The organism is Runella sp. R0.1_18 (assembly GCF_057652155.1).
Window position 1 is genome coordinate 1 of record NZ_JBYFCK010000011.1, and the last position, 24,866, is coordinate 24,866.

Genomic DNA, 24,866 nt, shown 5'->3' on the forward strand with positions numbered 1-24,866 from the left:
ACTTTGGAGGTTTGGCGATCTCAAAGTTACCTAATCCAGTGCTTTTTTGTGAACTAAGTGAGCCATGCAACAAAGCCCATGACAGTTCGTTTCCATCAGAACTGAAAACGTATCCAGACCGCTTGGAGCAGTCAGGTTACTATGTTGGTTTTACTGGTAAAGGTTGGGGACCAGGAAATTTTAAAGATTCAGGGCGAAGCCGAAATCCAGTTGGGCCAGCGTTTAGTGATCAAACCATGAAAGCACCTAAAGGCATCAGTAACAACGATTATGCTGCCAATTTTAAAAAGTTTTTGTCTTCAAGACCCGCTGGGCAGCCATTCTGTTTCTGGTTTGGCGCTCAGGAACCACATCGGCCGTATGCGACTGGCATTGGGAAGAAAAACGGTTTGGAAGCCGAAAAAGTGAAAGTGCCTGGTTTTTTACCTGACCATCCAGACGTCCGCTCCGATATGTTGGACTATCTCTATGAGATTCAATGGCATGACAATCATCTGGATCGTATGATTAAACTGTTGGAGGAAACAGGAGAACTGGATAATACGCTGATTGTTGTGACGGCTGACAACGGAATGCCTTTTCCCCGCGCGAAAGCAAATGTTTATGAATACGGAATTCACATGCCACTGGCGATTCGGTGGGGAAATCAAGTTAAAGGCAACCGAACCATAACAGACCTTGTCAGCTTGATTGACCTTGCACCTACTTTCTTGGAAGCAGCTGGGGTGTCATATACTCCCAGTGAGATTCGGGGGCATAGTCTATTGAAGATACTGACCAGTACCCGCCAGGGGGTTGTGGACAAAAACCGTGATGCCGTATATGCCTCACGTGAACGCCATTCGTCTTCACGCTGGAATAATTTAGGGTATCCACAAAGATGCATCCGAACCCGTACTCATTTGTATATCTGGAATCCGAAACCAGACCGTTGGCCAGCAGGTGATCCACAAGTTTATGATGCCCAAGGTAATCTGGGGGCTATGGATAATGGTTATTTTGACATTGACGATTTTAATCAGTCCTATGTTTTCTTACATCGTCAAGACCCCCAAGTAGCACCTTATTTTCACTGGGCGGTTGATAAGCGACCAGAGGTAGAACTGTATGACATTGTGAGCGACCCTTACTGCTTACAGAACCTTGTTGGGAAAAAAGAGCATCAGAAGATTCAGCAAAAGTTGGACGTTCAGCTAAAAAAATATCTGACCGAAACCCAAGATCCACGAATGGGTAGCAATGGAGAGATTTTTGAAACTTATAAACGTTATAGTCCACTACGTAACTTTCCCGCACCAGCGTCTCAAAAATAAAGCGTTTCGGAGCTCAGAACAATGCCTCATAATCCAAATACTTAATCAATAGGAACTAAAACTCGTCGAGCCTTAGTTCCTATTCTTACGATAGAACATAACTCCAACGAGCCATTTCCCTCTTTTTATACCCACCCCTTAAAAACTTTTTGAGCGTAAGCAAGGTCTTGTTGATGGGCTTGAATGGCGTTGAGCGTGTTGGGCGATTGGGCTTCTAAGCATTGTTCCAATACGAGTAAAGGCTTGACGTTCATGGTTTTCAATTCACGGACAAGTCGTGGGTAATCAATGTCGCCTTCACTGAACGTTTCTCCCCAAATTTGCCCCACCGACTGCCGTATGTGAAGTTCTACCACGCGTTTTCCGTACATTTTTACAATATCAAACAGGGCAACTTGGGAGTTGCCTGCCCCGCGGTATATCCAATGGGCGTCCAAACACAGGCTGACATTTTGTGGATGTGTATTTTGTAGCATGTGATGAAACTCCCGCGCGCCTGCCTTAAACTCCGCGTCGTGGGTATGATACGCTAACGTAATGCCTTGCTTTTTTAACTCAAACCCTAGCAGGTCTAAGTTTTTAGCTTGTTTGATTAGCTGTGTGTCACTTTTGATTTCGGCTCCACCCCAACGGATGGGGTTGGGGCTAGTAACCAATATTTTTAACCCAAGCGGCTTGGCTTCTTTGGCAATGGCAATAGCCGTTTCGATGGTTTTTTGACTTTCGGCGTCTTCGTGCAAAATACTCCCAATGTAAGCCGAGGGAAGGGCCAACTGGTATTTTTTTAAAAGAGGTGCCAGTGTTTTGACATCATTTGTAGAATAAAAACTGGGCTCAAAAGCTTTTAATCCTGATTTTACGTATTCAGCAAGCGAGGCGTCGAGGTTTTCTCCCCAACTGCGTTTTTCGCGTTCATAAAAGGTAAACCACGAATATTGATTACACGAAATTAAGGGTGCAACTGAGGTTTTGGCCCAAGAATGTTGGGAAGCCACTACAGCGCTGGTGGCAGCAAGGGTTTGGATAAATCGACGACGAGAGGTAGCCATAAGTGTGTCATTTTCAGTAAAAAGGCACAAACCTCTCTAAAAATACTTTTCAGTATTTTAGGAATGAGCGACACAAAAAAGCCCTTCTAGGCGAATTTCCTAAAAGGGCGAAAGCAAGCGCTAATGGTTAGTTGCCTACAATCAATTTTTCCAAAATTCGTCTCCTGTCAAACGTTTTAATTCCAGTTGATTGATGAACCATTGAAACTGATAGGTAAGTTCTGCCAAACGAGCTTCTTCAATGGAAGTTTGGGCATTGTCTAACTCCACGGTAGTAATGGTTCCGTTTTGTAAACGGTTCTGGGCAAGTGCCAAAGCTCTTTCGGCTTGGGTCACCTGAATTCTCACGTTTTCGAGGCGCTGTTCGTTGCTTTTTAGGTCAGTAAGCACCATTTCAACGTCTTTTTGAAGGGTCGCATTCACGGCTTCAAGGTTATATTTCGTCGCTTCTAAATTTACTAAGGCCGCTTTGCGCTGGAGGTCATAGCGCTTCCCTGCGTACAACGGCACCGTGACGCTCAAGCCAGCTGCAATATTGAACCGCAGCTGATTAACGTTGGGCATGTACCCGTTTTTTTCGCCTGCACTTCCTGTGAGCATCAATGTTGGTAAGTGGGCTTTGGCTGCAATCGCCACCTCTGTTTCGGCACTTTGAATGCGGTCTTTGGCCAATTGTACTTCTTTATTCTGGCTGTTGAAAAGTTGCGTCAATGCTTCTTTTGTTGGCAGATTGGCATTAAGCCCAAGTGCCAAATCTGCGACGCTAATTTCACGGCTCGGAATTCCTGTAAGGTAACTCAACGTGATTTTCTGTTTGTCGATTTGGTTCTCAAAATCTACTTTGCGGTTTTGGGCAAGTTTCAATTTTACTTGCTGAGAAACAATGTCAAACTCCAACGCATCGCCGTTTTGAACCCGTTTACTGATTTGGTTCAATACGTTTTCGCTGGTTTGGATGACATCTTGCTGCACCTGCTTACTTTTTTCCAAAAAGGCGATGGTGTAATACAACTGGGCAATCTGATAGGCCAAGTTGTGACGATTTAACTCTAGCGTATGGCGAGCGCTCAACACATTTTCCTGGGCTTGACGAATACTCAGGTTTGTTTTACCAAAATCATACAAGCCATAGCCTGCACTGACGCCCACGTTGACGTTGTGGTTGGGCATAAACTGAATCTCACGTGAACCCTCAGGGAGAGGCAAGGTCGCTTTCATTGTAGGCGCCACGTAGCTGTAAGAAGCATTGGCATTGACGTACGGCAAAAGGGCTGTTTTTGCAACATCAACCCGCAGTTCACCCGCTTTGATGAGTTGTTCAGCCTCCTTGAGTTTTGGAAAATGCTGAAAAGACTGCTGAACCAAGGTGGTCAGAGAGGTGGGAGTTTGTGCGATGCTTGCGTTCTTCAACGCTAGTACAAGTACGCCCACTACGAAGGTTTTAAAATAAGTTTTCATTGGATGTATCGTCAATTAGTGAGAAGCATCAGCCGCAGCTTTGGCAGTTTGAGGCGTCATTTTTTTCTTTTCTAGGAGAAATAATAAAGGAAATGTGACAATAAAGAACATCGTAGCCACCTGAAACACATCCAAATAAGAGAGCATTAAGGCTTGCTTTTGGACGGCTAAGTTTAGGTTACCGTACGAAAGTTGAAGGGCGTCGAGTGGATTGATGCCACGAGCTACGAGCCCTTGCGACATTGTTGTGAGGCGTTCTTGGGTAAGCATATCGCCTGGCTGTAGGTGCGCCGAAAGGTTCATGGCATTGAGCGGGAGGCGTTGGGCAATGTAGGTATTGACAAGTGCCACCCCGACAGCACCCCCAATCTGCCGAATCATGTTAGTGATGGCGATACCCATTGGCATTTCTTGGGGCGTCAAGGTCGAAATCGACTGGTTGATAAGCGGGACGTTAGAAAGGGCAAGCCCTACGCCGCGAATCATCAAGGCACCCATCAAAATGACAGGGGACGCGTTGAGGTCGATGATAGACATTTGGTAACAAAAAAGCGCAAACGCAAGGTAACCGACGGTGGCAATGGAACGCGGCGGAACTCCTTTTGAAATTAATCGTCCTACAATTGGGAAAATAAAAAGCGTAATTCCTGCGCCAGGGATAAGCAAAAGCCCCGTTTGGGTAGCTGTATAGCCAATGATTCGTTGCACAAACAACGGGTACATAAATACCGAAGTAAAAAGTCCGATACCAATCACAAAGACAAGAATAGAGCCCAGCAAAAGGTTGCGGTTTTTCAACACCCGCAGGTTTACTACAGGATTGGGAATGCGTAACTCCCACCAAATAAACGAGGTCAACGAAACAATCAGCGCAATGGTACAAACTACAATCGTTGGGTCTTCAAACCAGTCGTTGGCTTCGCCGCGTTCGAGCACGTACTGCAAGCACCCGATGCCAATAGAAAGTAGCACGATTCCCAAATAATCAATTTTGATTTTGCTGCGGTCGATGTTGTGCTCCTCTGGTTTTTTATCGATGTAGATATAACTCAACAGGAAAGCAATAATTCCGATAGGAACGTTGATAAAAAACATCCAACTCCAGTGGTAGTTGTCGATAATAAACCCGCCGAGGGTGGGCCCAAATGTAGGCCCAAGCACAATACCCATCCCAAATACCGCCGAAGCAATGGCGCGTTGGTTAATCGGAAATGAATCATACAATAACCCTTGTGATACTGAAAGTAAGGCTCCTCCGCCTACACCTTGTAAAAAACGCGCCAAGACGAGCAGTGGCAGGGTATCGGCAATGCCGCACAAATAGGAGGCAAACGTAAAAAGGGCAATGGAGACGACGAAGTAGTTTTTGCGCCCAAAGTAGTTCTGTAAAAATCCTGTTAGCGGAATAATAATCACGTTGGCGATGGCATACGACGTAATAACCCACGAAATATCTTCAATGGTTACGCCTAAGTTGCCCGCCATCTGGTAAATACCTACGTTGACAATCGAGGTATCTATCAGTTCCATTACGGCCGCAGTGATGACCGTGATGACAACAATCCATCTTTTCATAGTGTGTGTTTTCTAACTTCGATGATTGAACCTCGTTTACTGTACTTTGACCGCCACTTCGACGCTCAAACCAGCGCGAAGTAGTTCTTTGTATTGTTCGGGGTGCTCAATTTCGATTTTAACGGGAACGCGTTGCGTAAGTTTTACGAAGTTACCCGAGGCGTTGTCGGGAGGAAGAAGCGAAAATTTTGCGCCTGTAGCGTCAGAAATAGTTTGGATTTTACCACTGATTTTTAACGTTGGGTACGCATCAATTTTGAGCTCAACGGGTTGTCCTACGCGCATTTTTTCGAGTTGGGTTTCTTTAAAATTGGCCGTTACCCAGTAAGCCGCTTCGTTGACAATCGTGAATAGGTTTTGTCCAGGTTGTACGTATTGACCTTTGGTAACGTTGATTTTACCCGTTTTTCCCGATACAGGTGCGTCGATGTGGGTATATGACAAACGTAATTTGGCTTGGTCGAGCACGGTTTGTTTTACTTTTACCATGGCTTCCATTTTTTTGATGGTCGCTATCGCGGCTCCTTCGGCTACTTTCGCTTGGTTTACTTGGGCCAAAGCCGCATCGTATTGGCGACTTTGTACTTCTACGTTGGCTTGGCTATCGTCTAGTACTTTTTTGGTAGTTGAGCCCCCTTCGTAAAGGTTTTTATCACGAGTCAGGTCGGCTGCAGCTTTGGTTTTGCGGCTGGCCTGCACGTCGGCGTTGGCCTTGGTTACTTTGTAGGCTTCTTGGGCGTTGCGGAGCGCTGCTTTGGCGGTTTCTATGTCGGCTACGGCTTGTTGTAAGTCGGCATCGGCTTGGGCTACGGCGATTTGGTATTCTTGGGGGTCAATCTCAATGAGGCGGTCGTTGGCGCGTACACTTTTATAATCTTCTACGTTCGATTCGAGTACATAACCTGCCACGCGGGCAAGAACGGGCGAGTTCTTGGTTTCAATCTGGGCATTGTCGGTGGTTTCGTAGGTTTGATTGTAACGATACGATTGAAAACCGTAAAAACTTCCTACGCCGAGCACGGCAAGAACAACGGCAAATGGTAGTAGTTTTTTGAAAGGACTTTTAGATGAAGTGGTATCCATGGCGTTTTGTTTTTTATTCGGAGGTGAGCAATAAGTTGTTTTACAAATAAGTTAATAAGTAAACCTAGTTGACTATATTTGTGGCAGCAAAGGTAAACCAAGTTGACCAATAAAGTCAAATAAGTTGACTAAAAATTGGATTAAAATTTGAGTACTATTTTTTAATAACCTGTATTCCAATAGATTTGTAACATGGAAAAAGTACTTGCATCAGGACGGATATATAGCTTTGAGAAGTTTGAATCAATGCGTCAGCGCTCTATGGGGCGGCTTCTGTGGCGGCTCAAACGTCACGTTCATCTTCACATTACCCCACTTTTAGAGAAACGCGGCTACACCGATATTAAGATGAGCTCGATTTCGTTGTTGGTCAACATCGAGGAGGAAGGAGTTACGAGCAGTGAGTTGGCCAAAAAGTTGGAAGTGACTAAACAAGCCATGAGTAAAGCCGTCAAAGAGTTAGAAGAAACGGGTTACGTTTATAGCTGCCCAAGCGAAAAAGATGCCCGAGCGAGCATCATTTTTTTGGGTGATCGTGGAAAGGAGTTTTTGCTTGACTTAAACGAAGAAGCGGAGGGAATGCAAGCTCGTTTTGAGAAAGCGGTAGGTGCCAAAAAATACAACCAGATGGTGGATACTATGTGCGATTTGTTGAGGGTACTTGATGCCGAGGAGTAATTACATCAACCGACGTACAATTAAACTTTTTACCAATTCAAAAAACGGCTGAGGTTGCAGCGTGCGCCAGTTGTCGAGGTGAAGCGTGCCCCCAAAATTGAGGTAGTAGTCGAGGCGGTAGCGTTTCCATTCGCGCTCGGTGTGTTCGCGCGAGCCCACTACGGCAATCCATCCGTCTTCAATTTCATCAAACCACTCGGCGTAGTATTCGTCATCAGAACCGTGAAAATTGAGAATATTTTCGGCGATAAGGATGTATTTGTTGATTCCTTGGGATAACAAATGGTCGATGACATTCCGTTTGAAGTACATGATGTCGTTGTGGAGCGTATCATTCCATTCGCCAAACAACTCAATGATGGCAAACTTCTTTTTATAATCAGCAAATAAGATTTTGACGTAAAGGGTTTCTGAATCTATATCATCCCATAACGGGTGAATGTAATACCCGTATATGTCGTGCTCGTATTGGTTTAAATTGTAGTCGCGACCATAAAAAGGAGATTTTCGGTCGTTGGCCGCAACATAATGTTTTTCCCAATTATAAAAAGGTTCTATCTCGTGCATAGTGCTTTCGTCTCTTCGTCCGTGACAAATATACAAAGGCGATGACTTAGTAAGGACAAGGTGGAATGATTTTCTTGCTAACTTGCAGCCTCAATTTGACCCACTGTTATGGCTACTTCTACAGTACAATACGACTACCAACCTGAACATTTGAACATTTCGGAACCGAGTAAATATACCGCGGACCAGCTAAAGTCGGAAGAAATGGTGATTAACTTGGGGCCACAACACCCTTCTACTCACGGGGTATTGCGGCTAGAAGTGGTATCAGACGGTGAAATTATCGTGGATGTGGTGCCGCACTTGGGCTATTTACACCGCTGTTTTGAGAAACATGCCGAGTCGCTGCCTTTCAACCAAATCATTCCGTATGTTGATCGGATGGATTACGTGGCGGCCATTAATTCAGAACATGCCTACGTGATGGGCGTAGAACGAATGTTAGGGATTGAGAAAGACATTCCCAAACGAGTTGAATACATTCGGGTGTTGGTCGCTGAGTTAAACCGTCTTGCTTCTCATTTTGTCGCTATCGGAACGTACGCCATGGACATTGGGGCTTACACGCCTTTTTTGTGGCTGATGCGCGATCGTGAGCATATTTTACGAATGTTAGAATGGCTTTCGGGTGCCCGAATGCTCTATAACTACGTTTGGGTGGGAGGCTTATTTTACGACTTGCCAGTGGGTTTTGAAGAGCGCTGCCAGGAGTTTGTGAGTTACCTCAAACCCAAACTGCGAGAATTACAACAATTGGTCATCGACAATAAGATTTTTGTGGAACGGACGGCCAATGTTGGGGTATTACCGCTCCCTGTAGCCATCAACTATGGCTGTTCGGGGCCTGTGTTGCGTGGTTCGGGCTTGCGTTGGGATTTGCGTAAAGTGGATGGCTATTCGGTTTATCCTGAGTTGGAGTTTAACGTACCCATTGGAGAAGGACTCGTAGGTAGTGTTGGCGATTGTTGGGATAGAAACTACGTTCGGGTGCAGGAATGCTGGGAATCCCTTAGTCTTATCGAACAGTGTGTAGAAAAACTGTTGGGAGAGCACCGCCGCACGTCTGACTTTGACCCGCAGGCAGTAGTGCCGAAGAAAATTCGCCCTCAGGCGATGGATTTTTACATAAGAGCCGAAAATCCCAAGGGAGAACTGGGCTTTTTCTTCCGTACCGATGGAAAGTCAGATATTCCTGTGCGATGCAAAGCACGGGCGTGTTCGTTCAATAACTTATCGGTCATTGCCGAAATATCACGCGGTGCTATGCTCGCTGACTTGGTGGCTATTATCGGTTCTATCGACGTTGTAATGGGCGAAGTGGACAGGTAGAAGTTTACGGATTATTCGTCCGTAAACATGTAGCCCACTCCTTTGAGCGTTTTAATGTAGTTTTCGCCTACTTTTTCTCGCACTTTACGGATGTGTACATCAACCGTGCGTTCGAGCACATAAATATCGGCTCCCCAAATTTTCTGAAGTAATTCTTCACGGTTGAATACCTTGTTGGGGTGATTGGCCAAGAAAAACAACAATTCAAATTCTTTTTTTGGTAAAACAACCGCTTTATCGCCCTTCGTAACCGTATAGTTTTTACGGTTGATGTGCAAGCCTGCAATCTCAATTTGGGACTCGGGCTCTGATTTTTGGGCTTCTCTTCTAAAAAGCGCATTGATACGGCTCATCAACGCACGCGGCTTGATGGGCTTCGTCAGGTAGTCGTCGGCACCAATCTCGAAAGCGGCTACTTCCGAATATTCTTCCGAGCGGGCGGTCAAAAATAAGATGTAGGTATTTCTAAAATCGGGGATTGCTCGCAGTTGGCGGGCGGTTTCGATGCCGTCCATTTGAGGCATCATAATATCGAGAACGACCAGCTCAGGGATAAACGAGCGAGCCGTTTCGATGGCCATTTTTCCGTTGGCAGCGGTGGCTACTTCGTAACCTTCTTTTTCTAAATTGTATTCAAGTAGCTCAACAATATCTGGGTCGTCATCGACGACTAAAACTTTGTGTGCGATTTGAGCCGATTTGGCAGCGCTCATAGCATGGATTTTTATTACGGCGACGAAATTACGAGTCGTGTAAACAATTTTAACACGCTAAACTTATTCTTAACACAAATTTAACAGTAGAAATTACTTTTACAATTCCTTACCGAGGCGCACGATAAGCTTCTGTAAACCACGCTCGATGGTTTCGTAGTCCACTTTTGTTTTGGCAATAAGAATAAACGCAATGTAGCTTGGTGGACGCTGCTCAGGGGAAGAAAAGAAAAGATGTTTATTCTTTCGATACGCTTCTCGACAACGACGGCGTAGGAGGTTTCGATCAACCGCTTTTTTGAAACTGCGCTTTGAAATCGAAAACAAAACTTGAGGAGGCTGATTCGAGGGGACGTCCGAATCAACTAGATAAAATACCTTAAATGGAAAAAGGTAGGACGTTTTTGCTTCCGTACTACCTTTTTCGAACAAGCGCCCTATGGTTTTTCGGCTACAGAGGCGCTCTGCTTTTGGGAAAGTTTGCTTCATTTTAGCATCGAGCATCAAGCTAAAGCATTGACCTAAAAAAGACAAGCCTAAACTTCAAACTCTAAACCAATGAATTATTGCTTGTGACGCTTCTCGTCAGAAACTGTCAATTTCCAACGGCCTTTTTTGCGACGAGCTGCTAATACTTTGCGGCCATTAGCAGAAGACATACGCTCACGGAATCCGTGCTTGTTACGTCTTTTGCGGTTTGAAGGTTGATATGTACGTTTCATTTCTTATGCCTTTTATTACCTGTAAATCCTTGATTTCAAAACGAGTCCGCAAAGGTACGGAAACTTTCAAAAGTTTACAAACTAATTTTGAAGAAAAAACCGACCTTTGTTGCTGATTACTTGTATTCAACGACTTTATGCCCCTCTTTCAGCGTCATCAAAACCCCGAGTTACCCCTTCACACGTTGCCTAACAAACAGTCAATAGGGTGGATGCTGCTAGTTTTGTTGAGTAGTAGCATTGGTTATTGGTGGATTGGCTATGAAATAGACCGTACGCAGCCAAAAACGTTGATTTTGGTGTATGGAAGCCTATTTTTGGTATATGGGCTTGTCACAACTCGCTCGTGGAATGCGGCGCAAACGCGTTGGTGGATGGGAATTGCCCTGCTTTTGCGGCTTGTTTTTCTGTTTTCAACGCCTGTTTTATCCGATGATTTTTTTCGTTTTGTGTGGGACGGGCGCCTGCTGGTGGCGGGTGTTAATCCCTACCTGTATCTTCCTTCCAACTTGCTTCATTCACCCGTTTTTTTATCAGCAAATCTAAATACAACTTTGTACGAAGGGCTTAATTCCCCGAATTACTATACAGTTTACCCCCCTTTTAACCAGTTTTTTTTTGGCATAGCAGCCTGGATTGGAGGAGATAACGTCCAACTTTCGGTGGTTGTGCTGCGCGTCATCATTCTCATGGCTGAGGTGGGGAATTGCTGGTTGTTATCATCACCCCAAAATCTTGGAATTCAACCATCGGCCAAGCGGAAAATCAACGGTTTGGTCTATGCCTTGAACCCATTGGTGATTGTAGAATTGACGGGGAATTTACATTTCGAAGCAGTGACGTTGTTTTTTGTGTTGCTGGCTTTGCGTTGGCTCAATCGTCCTTGGCCTAAGGATATCTATTTTGCGGCATCAGCTGTTGCCTTAGGAGTTGGGGCATCGGTCAAACTACTGCCCTTGATGTTTGTACCCCTCCTAATACGGCGGATAGGTTGGCAGAAAGGGTTGATTTACAGTGGGGTAGTAGGTGCAATTGTTTTGGGCTTATTTTTGCCTTTTTTGAGTAAAAGCCTTTTGGCCAATGTTGGAGCAAGCCTTGATTTATATTTTCAAAAGTTCGAATTCAATGCCAGTGTGTATTACCTCTTACGAGAAGTGGGCTATTGGATAACGGGCTACAACCTTATTCAATCGTTGGGGCCTATTTTGTCCTTGGTCACTTTCGGAACGGTGAGTTGGTTAGCATTTCAAAAACGTAGCCTCGCCGAAAAAATGCTCCTTTCGTTGACCGTCTATTTCTTTTTAGCCACGACCGTACACCCGTGGTACATCACGACGCTTGTGGCATTGGGGGCGGTTACAAGGTATTGGTATCCTGTGATTTGGTCGCTGATGTTACCTTTGACGTACGTGGCCTATGCTTCGTCTCCCTACCATGAAAACCTTCGAGTGGTAGGGTTAGAATACATTCTTGTTTTCGGATTTTTTGCGTACGAAGTATTTCTAGAAGGCATTGATTGGGAAGCTAAATAACCCCCTTTGCCAACTTGCCCTTTGGCTGCCTCACTCAGTTCCTTTTTATTTTTTCTTGCAAGAATTTTAACTGCATCTGGGTAGAATCGCTGCGGGAAGTATAGGTCAGCCAAGCCGAAGACGCGCGTTCGTCTTTGGGCAAAAACACCAAACCGCGAATAGATTCGTTGGGTGGAAGGGTAGTTTTTCGCAAAGACATTTCTTGCCAATTGGCGCGTTCGTGTTGTAGTTGTTCTGTGCGGATTCGTTGGAGATTTACGTCAGCAATTTGTTTCTGAATGATAAAATTATAGGCTTGAGCGTGGGCGTATTGCGAGTTGGCGCGTTGCGTCCACGATTTATCGCGGCGGTTAGACGAGTTGATGTCGCTGGCAACGGTTGCCACCAACAAAACGCCGTTCAGAATAGAAGCTGCGGCAAGACGGCGTTTTTCGCGTTGAATGTCCAGCGTTGCTTGTTGAATTTTTTCTTCGGGATTGAGGGCGCGGTAGAAAGCCGTGTAGGAGGCGTTGATAGCACTGCGCAGGGTGTCGTTTTTAGTGTCGAAAGGGATATAGTGAAAATCATTGGGGTCAACCAAGAGCGAAGCCTGCGTGCGATTTTTGACTTCGACGTCCAAAACAATGTTGTGGGCGTCTTCAAACTCGTAGGAGGCAACCAAAACAACGCCGTTTTGTTCGGCGCGTGTCACTTCTCTTCCTTCTATCCAGGCAATGTCGCCTGAGGCGGGTTTCCACTGATAGAAATACGTGCTGCAACCCGACATTAGCGAGGCGGCGATTAACAATAAAACGAGTTGATAATGTTTCATGGCAAAAGCGAATTTTCAGTGCTGTACAACAAAAATACGCACAGAAAACTCGCTTTCAAATAATTTTTTGACGAACGGTTACATCACCATAAAAGGGCGCAAAAGTTCGTAAACCTGGTGAAGTGGCAATCCCATAATCGTGTAAAAGGACCCTTCGATGCGGGGAATTCCTATCATGCCAATCCACTCCTGTACGCCATAAGCTCCTGCCTTATCGAATGGCCGATAGTGCGTAATGTAGTAGTCTATTTCGGTTTCAGTGAGTGTTTTAAAAGTAACTTCCGCCACATCGCTGATGGTTTGATAGCCTTCGGCACTAAGCAAACATACGCCCGTAATTACCTGATGCGAACGACCCGAGAGTTTTTGAAGCATGACGCGTGCTTCGAGGGCATCGGCAGGTTTGTTTAAAATTTGATTATCAACGACTACCACCGTATCGGCACAGAGGATTAGTTGGTCGCCCAAGTCGTGCGCAAACTGTTCGGCTTTGTGTTGGGCCAAATAGCCTGCTACCTGCGCAGCGGGCATATCTGCGGGGAAAAGTTCGTCCGTAGGGCGTACTTCTACCGTAAATTCAAACCCCATTTCCCGCAGTAATTGCTGACGGCGTGGAGAGTTGGAAGCAAGAACAAGAGAACGGGATAAAGGAATCATAGATAATATCTTAGTGACTATTTGGTGACAAAAATGTAATTTTAAGCATTGGATTCAATCGAATATAAAGAAAGTTTTGCCCTTGAAAATTTTTGATGCCGTTTCATTCCAAAAAATTATAACCTCGGGAGGGTCAACGAACCCTTGGCGAGTAATGGTATGTGATGAAAAGGGCGTTCTGAGAGAGTTTGTGGTGAAGCTATTTACAGAGCGACAAATGGAGCAACAGCATCCGATTGCAAAAGAGATGTTTGGCAACGTATTGGCGCGCGAATTTGATTTACCTGTACCAGAAGTGGGCTTGGTTCATTTTCCAAATAAGTTTATTGAATTGTTGCCTAGTGAAGCAAAAAAGCAGCTTGATGGGAAAGATTCTGGCCTTAAATTTGGCTGTGAATGGAAGGCTATGAGTATTGTTGACCCAAGTAATTTAAAGTCAATCCTTAAGGACTATGATTTGGCCACCGTGTTTGCATTTGATAACTTTGTTTTCAATTTAGACCGAGGGGGTTATCGAAAAAAGCCTAATTTGCTTATTGATGATGAGGACTTCTTATTGATTGACCATGAACAAATATTCCCTTTTGCGGATGATGTGGATAACGATAATTCAAAAATAATCCAAGATTTTCATGAGGGTATTTGGCACTATCCGGCTGAAAAACATTTGTTTCACCCTCATCTGTACAAAATGCGAAAGAATGCCAAAAGCGATATTTTTGACACTTTTTGGAGTTATTTACAAAGTCTAAATGTTGTAGCATTAAGAGAGATGGCCTATTTTTTGGCTTCCCAAAATATATCAATCGGTAATTTTGAACTTGTAGAGCAATATGTTCAGAAAATAAAAGCGAATCCAGATAAATTCTGTAACTTGTTGATTCAGAAAATTATATGAACTCAGTTTATCAATATAGCCCCTTACAGTATCGTTTCAATTCCGCTTTGGGCGAAGTATTGAATGTGGGATTGTTAGTAATTTTCCCTGAGCAGCAAAAAGTCGAATTCGTTTATCCTGAACGCCTTGCACGTCTTAAGGCTGCTTATCCGAATAGTATTCCTGAAAAAACCTTAAAAGCGTTCTTTAACGGAATTTTACAAAAAGTAGCTTTACTGAATAGACAGCCTGAAATTTTCAATGATTATCAAAATCGCCCTCTTGATTTTATTGATAATGAATTATTGATCAGAGATGAATCAGCATTGCAGTTTGGGGAAGTAAGAACAGGTGTTCTTTATACAGATGACTTGGCAAATATAGTTCAACAACTTCGTCACTTGTATTTGTCAATTTACGATTTAGACGAGGATGAATTTAAGAAACGTAACGAAGATTATTTAATAAAAGAATACCGCAATCGTTTGAAAGGCCGCAATGAAACTATTTTTGAAGGAAAAAAAATAGAGGAAAATGTGAAGATAGGGGATTACAGTTTCCCTTTTGCTTGGCAGAATGGGACATATAATGTAGTTAATCCTGTTAGTTTTGATTTGCGTCGGCCCGAATCAATCATACGTAAAGCTACACTCAATTTTGGTAAGGTAACTTTATTGCAAGACTTCGCAGTGGAAAATCATGTACGTTTTGACATACTGTTGGCCAAACCTAAAAGGAAAGCGTTAATCAAATCGTATGATGAAGCCGTTGGTATTCTTAGCCGACCAAATTATGTTAAAATTTGGGAAGAAGAACGAATTGACGAGTATGCCATTAAAACGTTAGAAGCAATAGCCTCGTAGCTTCTTCGTTCTTCTCACTCCAAATTCATCATATCTTCTCTTTGTGCATAAGCGTTGCGACGCCTTTGGTGGTGATTTTGCCCGTCGTAACGTCAAAAACTTCGCCCAATATTTCACCCGTGTGCTTTTCGGGGTTAAGGCTTTGTACGGTAAACTTCACTTTGTAGTCGGTATCGACAAACATAGGGCGTAAAAACTGAAACGTTTGTCCTACGTAAATAGAACCGTAACCAGGAAAACGGGTACCAATGATTTTGGTGAAAACACTAGCGCCTAGCATACCGTGGATAATTGGGCGTTTGAAAGGCGTTGTAGCCGCGTAATCGGGGTCTAAGTGCAAAGGATTATCGTCTCCCGTAAGTTGTGCAAACGCAATTACTTCTTCTTGCGAAAATCGGAATTCGTACTCGTAGGTATCGCCAATAGATAATTTCATTTTTTATGACAATTAGGTTAAATATCAATTTTAGGGTCGAGGGGAGAATGTCGAGTTTAGTGTCGAATGCAGAGTGCAGAATGTCGAATAGTCGGCATTTTATTCGACATTTTATTCGACATTCTGCACTCTCCCCTCGACATTATAGACTAGAGGTTTTTCCGCCATCTACGGGTAGGTTGATGCCGCTGATGGCGGCAGCAGCAGGGCTGCACAAAAAGGCCACGGCGGCGGCGACTTCTTCGGCTTCGGCAAAACGACCAATAGGGATTTCGGCTTCGAGTTGAGTTGCAATTTCTTCGACAGTTTTGCCAGTTGCTTGGGCACGCATCTTGTTCACCGATTCCAACCGACCTGTTTTGGTATAGCCAGGCAAAACGTTGTTGACCGTAATGCCAAATTTGCCGATTTCGAGCGAAAGCGTTTTTGCCCAACTTGCCACCGCCCAACGAATGGTATTGGAGACTCCCAAACCAACGATAGGCTGCTTGACGGAAGTGGAAATGATGTTGATAATTCGGCCAAAACCTGCTTTTTTCATGGCAGGAACAACGGCCTGAGTTAAAAGCTGGTTGTTGACCAAGTGCATCTCAAACGTCGCTAAAAACTGCTCGGGAGTGGCGTCGATGATGGCGCCCCCCGTCGGGCCACCTGTATTGTTGACCAAAATATGTACTTCAGGAAATTCGGCTAAATAAGCGTCGATGGCGTTTTTTACTGAAGTGCTACTGGCAAAATCGGCAACAAGGTAGCGATGGGTTTGGCCTAGACTTGTGTCAAGCGTGGAGAGTGTTTCTTGTAATGAGGCTTCATTTCGTGCCATGAGCGTGACATTTGCCCCCAAAAGGGCAAGTTCGACGGCCGAAGCACGTCCAATTCCTTGGGTACTTCCGCAGACAATGGCGGTTTTTTGGGTTAAGTCAAGGTTCATTCGGTTCTAAAAATAGTTAGCGCGTTAGGGAGATTATAAAAACCGTTTTTAACGGATTTACGTTTGTAGGATAAAACCATCGAAAATTATGCGCAGTTTCGCTTTTGTTCTGTTTTTTGTCGTGGGGTTGTTTGGTAGCTGCACCGCTACGCCAACCTCGACGGCCGCTCCCGTGGATCATTCGGCGTGGGACAAACTTCTTAAAAAACACGTAAATGACAAAGGATTTGTCAATTATACGGCGTTTAAAAAGGATTACGACGAGCTAAAAAAGTATTTGGATATGCTCAGCGCCAGTGCTCCTAACAATAAATGGACGAAAGAGGAACAGTTGGCGTATTGGATCAATGCCTACAATGCCTTTACGGTTCAACTTATCCTTGACCATTACCCAGGAATTTCTACCATTAAAGACATTGGGTCTAAGATTAAAATTCCGTTTGTGAGCGATGCTTGGACGGTCAATTTTATCGTCATTGGCGGAAAAAAAATGAACTTGAACGACATCGAACACGGGATTATTCGCAAAAAATTTGACGAGCCTCGTATTCATTTTGCCTTAGTGTGTGCGGCCAAATCGTGCCCGCCGCTGCGTAATGAGGCGTTTACGGCCGACCAACTCAATAAACAACTGGATGAGCAAGGAAGAGATTTTATGAATGACAAGTCTAAAAATAACATCCGCAAAGAAAAGGCGGAGTTGTCGAAGATTTTGACGTGGTACGGCGGCGATTTTACCAAAAAAATGCCGATGGTGGAGTGGGTGAATAAATATTCGACGGTAAAAATAGATAGCAAAACTCCTATTGATTACCTCGACTACGATTGGGATTTGAATGGAAAGTGATGAATAGTCCATGGTTCATGCTTCATCGTGCATTTATAACCATGGACTATCGACTCCTAAGCCTTCACTGCTTTCGGTTTTAAATCGGTAAGGTCTGAAATTTTGACAGGTTGACCCGTTTGAATGCTTTTTCGAGCACCAATTCCGACCAAAATCGCCATGGCGCCGTCGCGGCTACCTGCTGATTGGCGGTAGGTGTCGGGGGCATTCGGGTTGCGGAAAATTTTATCGCGTAGGCGCGCGTCGCCTCCGCCATGCCCTTCGGCTTGGGGGATTTTGATGTATTCGACATCGCCAAAGTTTTTCGACAACATCAACTCATCGTAAGGTTCTATCGTCATCTTGCCTGATTCCTTAATCCAAGCTTCCAAACGACCTTTTGTCCCGTTGAACGCGATTCGATAGCCTTCATAGGGCGAATAGGTAGTTAGTGAATAACTTACGTTGACGCCATTGGCATAATGAATAGTGGCCGCCATTTTGTCAAAAATATTGATGTCTTCCTTGAAAACACAACCGTCGCGTAAGTAGCCATCGTGTTTTTCATTATCGACGTATAGAGAAACGAGGCGTTTGTCTTTCGTCACATCCCAATAAAACTTACATTCGTTTTTGTGGGCACAACTGCGGCAATTGTTGCCCCTAAATGAGCCATTTTTACCGTAATGCTCCAATGACCCTTGGGCAAAAACACTCTCAGGTTCTGATTCTAACCACCAGTTGAGCAAGTCGAAATGGTGACTGGCTTTGTGTACCCATAACGAACCACTGTTTTCTTTGAGGCGGTGCCAACGGCGGAAGTAATCTGCCCCGTGGCGAACGTCCAAGTACCAGTGAAAATCAACGGAGGTGACAGTCCCGATGGCTCCTTCGCGGAGGAGTTCGTAGATTTTTTGGCGGTGCGGCGAATAACGGTAGTTGAAGGTAACTGTTACTTTTTTACCTGTACGCTTTTCGGCATCTAAAATGGCCTGACACTTGGCTTCGTCGGTGGTCATGGGCTTTTCGGTAACGATGTCCGCACCCAGTTCCATCCCTCTCACAATAAACTTATCGTGCGTGGCATCGACCGTTGTCACGATGAGAATATCAGGCTTAGTTTCGGCCATCATTTTCTCAAAGTCGGTATAAAGTGGGCAGGTGACGTTGAGCATTTTGCGGGCTGTTTCGGCGCGGCCAGGGTTGATGTCGCAAAGTCCGACGAACTCGATGACGTCGCCAAATTCTTTTACCACAGGTATGCCCCACATACTCGTTCCACGGTGACCTGTTCCGACCATCGCTACTTTGCGTTTGGCGTTGGGGGTTGCATTGGCAAATAAAGTCGAAGAAGCGAGCATTCCTGCCGTTGCCAACGAAGATTTCTGAATAAACTCGCGGCGATTAAACGTTTCTTGAGGAGTGTTCATGTAAATAGGGTTTAAAAATCAAGATTAATCCATGTGAAAGACACATTCGATGGACGTGCTGACGGGCGAGTTGTCAGGATTGGTGTCCATGATGTCGGCCATGTACGCCCACCATTTTTTGACGATAGGGTGATTGGGTAAATCGGCCGCTGTGTTGTTTTCAGTAAGTCTCTGCACGGCGAACAAAATACCTGTGGCACGGTCCAAGTAAATAGAATAATCGCTGATACCTGCTTCCGTTAGAACTGCGGACAGTTCAGGCCAGATTTCGTCGTGGCGTTTTTTATACTCAGCCTCAAAACCAGGCTTTAGTTTCATTAAGAAAGCAACTTTTTCCATGTATGTCTTGGGTAAGGAATAAAAGATAACAAACCAAAAAGAATCTTTGGGCTCAACCCTCCTGTACTGTTATGTATAGAAAACCAGATATGCCTACAATTTATCTAATGCCTGAGTCAAATCTTCAATGAGAAATTCGGCTTCTTCCAGCCCAATGTAAAAACGTATCAATCGGTGTTCTTGTTGAAGAGGGTCAAAATCGTTGGGGTGTAATCCTGCGCACTTGGGCAATACCAACGACTCGTGCCCGCCCCAGCTTACGGCCAACAAAAAGTGCTTGAGATCAAAGGTAAAGCGCTCGATTTGGGCGTGTGAGTCGGCTTTAATGGCCACGGTGAGCAAACCGCTGGCTCCCATCATTTGTTTTTTAGCAAGTTCGTATTGCGGGAAATCAGGGTCAAGCGGGAAATACACTTGCTCGATTTTGGGGTGATTTTTTAAGAAAGAAACCACTTTTTGGGTACTTTCTGCGCTTTGTTTGAGGCGAATCGGTAAAGTACGCAAGCCTCGCAGCAACAACCACGCATTGAAAGGCGACACAAAAGCACCTGTATTGTGGGCTTCACGGTCAAAAATCTGTTTGATCATGGCTTTGCTGCCCGTGAGCACACCCGCTACTGTGTCTGAGTGTCCGCCAATGTACTTAGTGGCCGATTGCAAACAAAGGTCGATGCCAAAGCGATGCGGTTTTTGGAAAATAGGGGTGCAATAGCTATTGTCGATAATGGTAACAATGCCCCGAGATTTTGCCAACTTTGCTACAGCTTCTATGTCTTGCAGCTCAAAGGTGAGGCTGTTGGGCGATTCGAGGTAAATGACTTTGGTGTTGGGCCGAAGAGCTGCCTCAAAATGTTCAATGCGTGTACCGTCGATGTAAGTGGTGCTTACGTTGTAGCGAGTTAGTACGTTATCAAACAATTTCCACGCCCATGTATAGGGTTTCTGAACACTAATGATGTGGTCACCTGCTTGAACATTTGACATAACGGCGCAAAAAATAGCCGAAGCACCGCTGTTGAGCACAAGGGCGTCTTCCGCTTCGTCGAGGGCTGCCAGTTTTTTACGAAGAATATCCACGGTAGGGTTCATGCCTCGTGTGTAGAGGTAGTCCGACATTTCGTCTTCAAAGGCGCTGCGTAATGAAGCAAAGTCGTTGAAGGCAAAATTGCTGGTTTGGACAATCGGCGGGCTGACGGCGTTGAAGTACTGTTCGCGGTCTTCGGCGAGTTCGTTAATGATTTGGGAGTAGTGCATGGGAATAAAAAAGGAACAAAACTCCGCGAAGATAACCGAATCTACTAATTTGCCCTCTTACTACTCTTACTTCATTTTATGACATCACTACGTTCGTTAAAAGCCCTCATTGATTCGCTCAAAACTAATAGCCGTAAAGTAGGACTGTTATGCAATCAAACTGCCTTTTTGTTTGAAGAAAAAATGTATTTGATGGATTGGTTGGCCAAAGAAAAAGTGCTGAAAACGATTTTTGTGCCCGAACACGGCCTTTTCTCCGAACTTCAGGACCAAGAAGCGTTAGAAAATGCCGAAATCTATCATTTTTGGGAAGGTGTCAACTGCGTTTCTTTGTACGGTCACGACGAACAGAGCCTGAAAGTTTCGCCCGAGCAAGTAGAAGAGTTGGATGATATTTTGATTGATATTCAGGACGTTGGTTGTCGGTATTTTACGTATATCACTACCATTGCTTATTTGCTCGAAACCCTTACCAATTGCCGCCGCCCGCCGCGTGTGTGGGTGATAGACCATCCCAATCCCGCAGGTCGCCAAGTGGAAGGGACGCCCATTTCGGCTAAGTATGCTTCTTTTATTGGACATCAAGGATTAGTACACCGCCACGGACTGACGTTGGGGGAAGTGACACGTTGGTTAAACAAATGGTACGGAGGAAGGGTAGAGGTAGAAGTTTTACCAGCGTCCTCCGCCGACTATTTTATGCAAGTTTTTCCCTCGCCCAACTTCCCATCTCTACAAACGGCGATGCTGTACAGCGGCCAATGTCTGTTTGAAGCCACGATTTTGAGCGAAGGGCGCGGGACAACCCGTCCTTTTGAAATAGTGGGAGCACCTTTTTTGCGTTGGGAAACCCTGCACCGCATCAAACACGAGGTTGAACACCTAAGCAAAGAATATGATTGGTTCAATTACGTGTTGCGACCACTCCAGTTTATCCCCACTTTCCATAAATATGCCAATGAACTCTGCGGAGGTTTTCAAATTCATTTATCTACGCAAGCAAAAAACCATTCATTGCTGAGTTCATTGCTACTGCTACGCGTTTTTAACGAGTATGTTCCAAATCTTTGGCGAACAGGTCCTTATGAAAAAGGAAATCCGCGTACGGCGTTGGAGATTTTGGTTGGGGACGAGGTTCTAATTGATTTTTTGGATGGGAAAGAAGAGTTAAAAGCATTGGTGGCCTATCTGAAGCAGAGTGAAAACGAATGGATGTGTTCCGTAGAGGCTATGACAGATGAAAAGTTTGTCTCTGTTTTGTAAAATGACTAATTTAGCAATGTTACTAAATCGCCCAATTATATGAAAAATTCTTTAGAAGAAGCTTACTATTATGCTGAACATACGCATAATTACGCAGTTTGGACTGCTGCACGAGCTTCCCAACGAGGGTTTACAACTACGAAAAATATTAAAACGGCAATTGAGAAAACTCAATTAAAAGCGCTTTTAGAAGGTGATCTTGTCATCCGAAATATAGAGGACTTTGATGCGTTCCATAAAAGGTGTTGTGAGCTAATAATGAATGAGATAAAAGAAATGGGCATTGAAAGTGTTACTTATGGAAGAGCTGCCAAGATTGTAAATATATATATCAAAACTGCTATTGTCATTCCTAATGTACATTCCGACTTGGCACATATTGTTCATCCCCCTATTGATAGGATTTTACTCGCCAACTTACGACAAAAGAAAAAAATCGAATTTAATTCCATTAGCTGGACTCAATTTACTGAAAGAGAATATTTAAGTGTTATTGAAAAGCTGAGGAGTAATGGTTTTGGCAAAAGTGCTCCTTTTTGGAAGGTAGAGGCTTATTGGAGCCCTGTCGATGAAAAATAAACTTGCTAAAATGGTGTTTTGTCGCAATTAAACGTTTGTCTCAAGTGAAAAAACTCGTCTTTGTAATAACAACTTGGCTATGTACTCTCTCCCTTTTTGCCCAACCCAAAACCGTGGTTTTTCAAACTGATTTTGGGTTGAAAGATGGTGCTGTATCGGCCATGAAGGGCGTGGCTATGGGCGTAAATCCCGCACTACGGCTGTTTGATTTGACCCACGAAATTCCTGCGTATAACATTTGGGAAGCTGCTTACCGTCTCGAACAAACTGCGACCTATTGGCCCAAAGGAACGGTGTTTGTGTCGGTGGTTGACCCAGGCGTGGGAACCGACCGTAAATCGGTGGTGCTAAAAACCAAGAGCGGGCATTTTTTTGTAGGACCCGACAATGGGAGCTTTTCTTTGGTGGCAGAGTCGTTGGGAGTTCAAGAAGTAAGAGAGATTAACGAAGCTATCAATCGCCGACGTAATTCGCAAAGCTCTTATACCTTTCACGGACGTGACGTCTATGCGTTTACAGCGGCGCGGTTGGCTGCGGGTGTCATTACGCTGGCACAAGTAGGGGCGCGTTTGCCCAACGAAGTGGTTCGAATTCCGTACCAAAAAGCGGTTTTGGAGGGAAATGCCATTGTCGGAACTATCCCAATTTTGGACGTTCAGTACGGAAACGTTTGGACTAACATCCCCGCTGAGATGGTAAAAAATTGGGGTTTAACGGCAGGTGAAAAGGTAATGGTGACGGTTTGGGAAGGCGACAAAGAAGTGTTTCGTGGTGAAATGCCTTTTGCCAATACCTTCGGCGAAGTGCCCGAAGGACAAAATCTTTGTTATTTGAATAGCTTGATGAATTTTTCTTTTGCTGTCAATATGGGCGATTTTTCGGGCAAATATGGTGTCAAAAGCGGGCCAAATTGGAAAGTGAGGCTAGAAAAACGCTGAGATAGACGGCTAGACTTTCCAAGTTTTTGAAACTTGGAAAGTCTATTCTATTTCCGAGCTAACCGAGCATAAACCGTAGCCAACACAGGCTCACTTTCGTTGTGAAGGCGGTCGAGGGCCGTAACCGCGTAGGTGTAGCGCCTTCCACGTTTGGCACTTTTATCAAGCGCGCGAGTTTGGCCTTCATAGCAGCCTGCCAGCAAACGCGGTGCTTCGCTGTCAGAATAACGATAAACGGCATAATAATGCGCAAGACTGCCGTCGCGGGCTGCTTCAGAGGCTGCCCAACGCAGTTCGACGCCGTCGCGGGTATCTTTTACCTGTAAATTTTTGGGAGTCAAAGGAGCCGTATGGTCTTTCCACGGCATGGTGGGAGGAAACGCTGGGTCCTTGTAGAAATTCGTTCGCAGCGAGTCGGCGTGCCCTAATTTGTTTCCAATTAATGACTTTGAACTGAAGAAAACGCTTCCCAAAATTTCGGGATTGAGGCGGATAAACCGCATTTGATTGGGAAATTCAGACGGATTAGCCCAAGTTCTATCCTTGTCTTCGGTGCCAATCCGATACGGGCCTTGACCAATGTACAAATGCCGCCCGTACGTGTGTGGCAACCACCAAGAAGTCAGGATTTTAAAAGGGACTTTGTCAAATTTTGTAGAAAAATAAATCTGCGGAACAAGGTAATCAATCCATCCTGCCTTCATCCATTTTTTCGTATCGGCATACAGGTTATCGTAGGACGTTTGCCCTGCTTCTGTGGCTGAGCCCGAAGGGTCATCTTTTCGATTTCGCCACACTCCAAATGGGCTTACTCCAAACTTTACGTACGGTTTTTCGGCCGTGATGGCATCGCTGATTTGTTTGATAAGTTTATCAACGTTGTCGCGTCGCCAGTCGTTTTTGTTCCGAAATCGACTGCCGTATTGTTGGTATGCTTCTTCGTCTTTTAACGTTTGGCCAGTGACGGTATAAGGGTAAAAATAATCATCGAAATGAATTCCGTCAACGTCGTATTCGTGGACAATGTTGGTTGTTACTGACGTAATATAATCCCTAACTTCAGGGAGACCAAAATTAAATAATTGATAGCCGTCGTAGTCAAATACCCATTCAGGACGCTTGCGGCCAATGTTATCGTTGGAAATACTCTTGCTTGCTCGGTGAGCCGTGCGGTTGAGGTTGAGCCACGCGTGAAATTCAATGCCCCGACGGTGGCATTCCTCAATCATAAAGTCGAGGGGGTCGTAAAAAGGCTCGGGGGCTTTGCCCTGTTTTCCTGTCAGCCATTCAGACCAAGGTTCTTCACCACGGGCATAAAAAGCGTCGGCTGCTGCCCGTACTTGCACAAAAACCGCGTTGATGCCCATCCGTTTGTGTGTTTCAATGAGCCGAATAAACTCCTCCCGTTGTTCAGCGGGAGGAAGGTTTTTGCGGCTGGGCCAATCAATGTTATCGACCGTTGCAATCCAAACCGCCCGCATTTCGCGTTTCATTCCCATAGGGCCAAAATCACGAGGTGTAGTACGCGGTTTTTTGGATGATTTGCAACCTTCTAACACTAAAAACAGCAGCAGGCAGAGCCAAGCGAGGTGTTTTTTCACGGAATGATGCAAGCGTTTAAAATGAGCAAAAAAGATTGGTTA

General features: G+C 44.8%; 26 protein-coding genes. 10 read left to right on the forward strand and 16 right to left on the reverse strand.

Translation table 11 applies throughout. The features are described 5' to 3' along the window. The coding region (locus tag AC23P2_RS18780) for a sulfatase family protein (protein WP_487774622.1) at positions 1–1,313 on the forward strand (1,313 nt) is incomplete at its 5' end. A 125-nt stretch (positions 1,314–1,438) separates the two neighbouring features. On the opposite strand, the gene AC23P2_RS18785 is transcribed toward AC23P2_RS18780, so the two are convergent. From AC23P2_RS18785 to AC23P2_RS18800, 4 genes are all read right to left on the reverse strand, one after another. Further along, on the reverse strand, positions 1,439–2,362 hold the full coding sequence (locus tag AC23P2_RS18785; RefSeq protein ID WP_487774623.1) for a sugar phosphate isomerase/epimerase family protein: 924 nt from the start codon (positions 2,360–2,362) through the stop codon (positions 1,439–1,441). 141 nt (positions 2,363–2,503) lie between these two features. Continuing rightward, complete coding sequence (locus tag AC23P2_RS18790; RefSeq protein ID WP_487774624.1) at positions 2,504–3,820, reverse strand: TolC family protein; 1,317 nt, start codon at positions 3,818–3,820, stop codon at positions 2,504–2,506. Positions 3,821–3,835: 15 nt separating this feature from the next. Beyond that, positions 3,836–5,395, reverse strand: coding sequence for a DHA2 family efflux MFS transporter permease subunit (locus tag AC23P2_RS18795; RefSeq protein WP_487774625.1), 1,560 nt, complete (start codon positions 5,393–5,395; stop codon positions 3,836–3,838). A 36-nt stretch (positions 5,396–5,431) separates the two neighbouring features. Beyond that, the gene (locus AC23P2_RS18800; RefSeq protein WP_487774626.1) at positions 5,432–6,478 is read right to left on the reverse strand and encodes an HlyD family secretion protein; all 1,047 of its coding nucleotides are present in this window, start codon (positions 6,476–6,478) and stop codon (positions 5,432–5,434) included. A 192-nt stretch (positions 6,479–6,670) separates the two neighbouring features. On the opposite strand from AC23P2_RS18800, the gene AC23P2_RS18805 reads away from it, so the two are divergent. Further along, the gene (locus AC23P2_RS18805) at positions 6,671–7,156 is read left to right on the forward strand and encodes a MarR family winged helix-turn-helix transcriptional regulator (protein WP_487774627.1); all 486 of its coding nucleotides are present in this window, start codon (positions 6,671–6,673) and stop codon (positions 7,154–7,156) included. Here AC23P2_RS18805 and AC23P2_RS18810 read toward each other — a convergent pair whose 3' ends face one another. Continuing rightward, on the reverse strand, positions 7,157–7,723 hold the full coding sequence (locus tag AC23P2_RS18810) for a hypothetical protein (protein ID WP_487774628.1): 567 nt from the start codon (positions 7,721–7,723) through the stop codon (positions 7,157–7,159). It abuts the gene before it with no gap. A gap of 108 nt (positions 7,724–7,831) precedes the next feature. Between AC23P2_RS18810 and AC23P2_RS18815 the strand changes: the two genes are divergently transcribed. Further along, positions 7,832–9,052 carry an NADH-quinone oxidoreductase subunit D gene (locus AC23P2_RS18815; RefSeq protein ID WP_487774629.1) on the forward strand — a complete coding sequence of 407 codons (1,221 nt, stop codon included), beginning with the start codon at positions 7,832–7,834 and terminating at the stop codon, positions 9,050–9,052. Positions 9,053–9,063: 11 nt separating this feature from the next. Here AC23P2_RS18815 and AC23P2_RS18820 read toward each other — a convergent pair whose 3' ends face one another. From AC23P2_RS18820 to rpmH, 3 genes are all read right to left on the reverse strand, one after another. Next, positions 9,064–9,765 carry a response regulator transcription factor gene (locus AC23P2_RS18820; RefSeq protein ID WP_028523641.1) on the reverse strand — a complete coding sequence of 234 codons (702 nt, stop codon included), beginning with the start codon at positions 9,763–9,765 and terminating at the stop codon, positions 9,064–9,066. Between the two features lie 99 nt (positions 9,766–9,864). Beyond that, positions 9,865–10,254 (reverse strand): ribonuclease P protein component, encoded by a 390-nt coding sequence (locus AC23P2_RS18825; protein ID WP_487774630.1) that lies wholly within the window; start codon positions 10,252–10,254, stop codon positions 9,865–9,867. Between the two features lie 74 nt (positions 10,255–10,328). Then, on the reverse strand, positions 10,329–10,487 hold the full coding sequence (gene rpmH, locus AC23P2_RS18830) for a 50S ribosomal protein L34 (RefSeq protein ID WP_028523643.1): 159 nt from the start codon (positions 10,485–10,487) through the stop codon (positions 10,329–10,331). 137 nt (positions 10,488–10,624) lie between these two features. On the opposite strand from rpmH, the gene AC23P2_RS18835 reads away from it, so the two are divergent. Further along, positions 10,625–12,019: an MptA/MptB family glycosyltransferase gene (locus AC23P2_RS18835; protein WP_487774631.1), complete on the forward strand. Its 1,395-nt coding sequence runs from the start codon at positions 10,625–10,627 to the stop codon at positions 12,017–12,019. Positions 12,020–12,053: 34 nt separating this feature from the next. Here the strand turns inward: AC23P2_RS18835 and AC23P2_RS18840 are convergent, their stop codons facing one another. Both AC23P2_RS18840 and AC23P2_RS18845 read right to left on the reverse strand, forming a co-directional pair. Beyond that, positions 12,054–12,830, reverse strand: coding sequence for a hypothetical protein (locus AC23P2_RS18840; protein WP_487774632.1), 777 nt, complete (start codon positions 12,828–12,830; stop codon positions 12,054–12,056). A gap of 78 nt (positions 12,831–12,908) precedes the next feature. Continuing rightward, positions 12,909–13,487 carry a Maf family protein gene (locus tag AC23P2_RS18845; protein ID WP_487774633.1) on the reverse strand — a complete coding sequence of 193 codons (579 nt, stop codon included), beginning with the start codon at positions 13,485–13,487 and terminating at the stop codon, positions 12,909–12,911. 82 nt (positions 13,488–13,569) lie between these two features. Between AC23P2_RS18845 and AC23P2_RS18850 the strand changes: the two genes are divergently transcribed. Further along, positions 13,570–14,385, forward strand: coding sequence for a HipA family kinase (locus AC23P2_RS18850; RefSeq protein WP_487774634.1), 816 nt, complete (start codon positions 13,570–13,572; stop codon positions 14,383–14,385). Beyond that, the gene (locus AC23P2_RS18855) at positions 14,382–15,227 is read left to right on the forward strand and encodes a hypothetical protein (protein WP_487774635.1); all 846 of its coding nucleotides are present in this window, start codon (positions 14,382–14,384) and stop codon (positions 15,225–15,227) included. The genes AC23P2_RS18850 and AC23P2_RS18855 overlap by 4 nt, the downstream gene beginning before the upstream one ends. A 28-nt stretch (positions 15,228–15,255) precedes the next feature. Here AC23P2_RS18855 and AC23P2_RS18860 read toward each other — a convergent pair whose 3' ends face one another. Both AC23P2_RS18860 and AC23P2_RS18865 read right to left on the reverse strand, forming a co-directional pair. After that, positions 15,256–15,663: a MaoC family dehydratase gene (locus AC23P2_RS18860; protein WP_028523648.1), complete on the reverse strand. Its 408-nt coding sequence runs from the start codon at positions 15,661–15,663 to the stop codon at positions 15,256–15,258. Positions 15,664–15,805: 142 nt separating this feature from the next. Beyond that, positions 15,806–16,594 (reverse strand): SDR family oxidoreductase, encoded by a 789-nt coding sequence (locus AC23P2_RS18865; protein ID WP_487774636.1) that lies wholly within the window; start codon positions 16,592–16,594, stop codon positions 15,806–15,808. Between the two features lie 88 nt (positions 16,595–16,682). Here AC23P2_RS18865 and AC23P2_RS18870 point away from each other — a divergent pair, with 88 nt between their 5' ends. Continuing rightward, positions 16,683–17,441: a DUF547 domain-containing protein gene (locus tag AC23P2_RS18870; RefSeq protein WP_487774637.1), complete on the forward strand. Its 759-nt coding sequence runs from the start codon at positions 16,683–16,685 to the stop codon at positions 17,439–17,441. 56 nt (positions 17,442–17,497) lie between these two features. On the opposite strand, the gene AC23P2_RS18875 is transcribed toward AC23P2_RS18870, so the two are convergent. The 3 genes from AC23P2_RS18875 to AC23P2_RS18885 all read right to left on the reverse strand — a co-directional run bounded on the left by AC23P2_RS18875 (position 17,498) and on the right by AC23P2_RS18885 (position 20,443). Further along, on the reverse strand, positions 17,498–18,850 hold the full coding sequence (locus AC23P2_RS18875; protein ID WP_487774638.1) for a Gfo/Idh/MocA family protein: 1,353 nt from the start codon (positions 18,848–18,850) through the stop codon (positions 17,498–17,500). A 24-nt stretch (positions 18,851–18,874) separates the two neighbouring features. Next, a complete protein-coding gene (gene rhaM / locus AC23P2_RS18880; RefSeq protein WP_487774639.1) occupies positions 18,875–19,189 on the reverse strand; it encodes an L-rhamnose mutarotase in 315 nt (104 codons plus the stop codon). Between the two features lie 93 nt (positions 19,190–19,282). After that, positions 19,283–20,443, reverse strand: coding sequence for a trans-sulfuration enzyme family protein (locus tag AC23P2_RS18885; RefSeq protein WP_487774640.1), 1,161 nt, complete (start codon positions 20,441–20,443; stop codon positions 19,283–19,285). Positions 20,444–20,521: 78 nt separating this feature from the next. Here AC23P2_RS18885 and AC23P2_RS18890 point away from each other — a divergent pair, with 78 nt between their 5' ends. From AC23P2_RS18890 to AC23P2_RS18900, 3 genes are read left to right on the forward strand one after another with little or no spacing between them, the layout of a single operon-like run. Beyond that, positions 20,522–21,706 (forward strand): DUF1343 domain-containing protein, encoded by a 1,185-nt coding sequence (locus tag AC23P2_RS18890; RefSeq protein WP_487774641.1) that lies wholly within the window; start codon positions 20,522–20,524, stop codon positions 21,704–21,706. 39 nt (positions 21,707–21,745) lie between these two features. Further along, a complete protein-coding gene (locus AC23P2_RS18895) occupies positions 21,746–22,285 on the forward strand; it encodes a hypothetical protein (RefSeq protein WP_487774642.1) in 540 nt (179 codons plus the stop codon). Between the two features lie 44 nt (positions 22,286–22,329). Further along, a complete protein-coding gene (locus AC23P2_RS18900) occupies positions 22,330–23,223 on the forward strand; it encodes an SAM hydrolase/SAM-dependent halogenase family protein (RefSeq protein WP_487774643.1) in 894 nt (297 codons plus the stop codon). Between the two features lie 47 nt (positions 23,224–23,270). Here the strand turns inward: AC23P2_RS18900 and AC23P2_RS18905 are convergent, their stop codons facing one another. Further along, on the reverse strand, positions 23,271–24,824 hold the full coding sequence (locus tag AC23P2_RS18905; protein WP_472486810.1) for a glycoside hydrolase family 10-like protein: 1,554 nt from the start codon (positions 24,822–24,824) through the stop codon (positions 23,271–23,273). Positions 24,825–24,866: the final 42 nt, after the last annotated feature.